Source organism: Pseudoalteromonas sp. S558 (genome assembly GCF_005886635.1).
GTDB lineage: Bacteria > Pseudomonadota > Gammaproteobacteria > Enterobacterales > Alteromonadaceae > Pseudoalteromonas > Pseudoalteromonas aliena.
The window spans coordinates 1-1,204 of the sequence record NZ_PNDU01000187.1 but is presented as its reverse complement, the minus strand read 5'-3'; the positions used below and the strand labels follow the sequence as shown (position 1 = coordinate 1,204).

The following is a 1,204-nucleotide window of genomic DNA, read 5'->3' as shown; positions in this document are numbered from 1 at the left end:
CCTATAAATTAACTCGTTTTTTATTTTTTATTAATAAACAAACCATAGCTGAGTTCCTATTTTGGTTCAATCTATTGCTGTACTTTTACTCAGCATATAAAAAAGAGTTTAATGTTGTTTTAATTGGCATTTGGGAATGGATTACTGGTGTTTAAGTGGCTTTTATTTAGGATAAAAGGGCTTAACTCTAAATTTTAAGGCAAACATTTGTGAAATTGGCAAGATTATCTGTACGTTATTCATTTTGGGGTAAAGCATCGTTACTTGGCCACGATAGTTGGCAGCAAGAAGCCAAAGGAAAACCCCATAATACCATCATCAGATCATTGGCATTTAAGTGGATACGAATCCTATTTAGGTGTTGGAAAACACATACGCCCTACGATGAATCAACTTACTTAACTGCATTGAAAAGTAAGGGATCACCGCTGTTAAAATTTGCGGTGGAAAGTGAGCTTTAGCGCTTGCTGTCCACCTCAGGGCGTGTTGTTATGTTTTTTATTCAGTAACTTTTCAGCTATTAACGCTAATTGTCTTTCTAAGACTAGGTCCCATTCAGATATCAAAGAGTTTATATTAGCTTCTCGGAATACATCCCCAGTTTCATGATTAGCAGTGTACCCTTTGACTTTAGCCTGCCTCATAGCGAGTCTGTCTAGCATAAAGCTATGCTCTGATTTTCCTCTACCTCTATTCGGAGAGTGTGCAGAAAAATCATTACGATAAGCTACGACTTCTACGCCCTTTATTTCAGAAATATTCTGCTCAATGTTTAACTTTTTAGATATCACTAATATTGCTTGCTGTTGCATATAGCAAGAATTTAAAACTCCGTAGAACATTAGATAAAGCCTACCAAATGATTCATTAATAAAATCCACTTTACAAAATTCATTTTTAGCTAATTGAGTATCTTCCAGCAAAATAAAAGAGTCCATAACGGAATGGTACTCATGCTCATCATTAACCCCAAGAAAGCTAACTAAGTCTTTTGTTTCGGAATCAAAGTCCTCGGCGACTTCAGATATTCCATCACGAATTTCAAATATTATTGAATCAAGCTCGCTCACTACGCGGTACTCCATGAAAACATAACGCCGTCGTCAACTGCCGGAGGCTACTGTCACCTTTTGTGCGGGTTTATGCACAAAAGGTGACAGTAGTCGGAGGTCAGATTGCACGACCTTGTGTACGCCCGACATGG

1 protein-coding gene and 1 pseudogene are annotated in these 1,204 nt (G+C 37.5%); one reads left to right on the top strand and one right to left on the bottom strand.

Features of this window, described 5'->3' with window-relative positions; all coding sequences use genetic code 11:
- Positions 1-194: 194 nt before the first annotated feature.
- Positions 195-461: pseudogene (locus CWB66_RS13330) on the top strand (IS110 family transposase); the annotation flags it as partial.
- A gap of 15 nt (positions 462-476) precedes the next feature.
- Here CWB66_RS13330 and CWB66_RS13325 read toward each other — a convergent pair.
- Positions 477-1,070: a hypothetical protein gene (locus tag CWB66_RS13325; protein ID WP_252371758.1), complete on the bottom strand. Its 594-nt coding sequence runs from the start codon at positions 1,068-1,070 to the stop codon at positions 477-479.
- Positions 1,071-1,204: the final 134 nt, after the last annotated feature.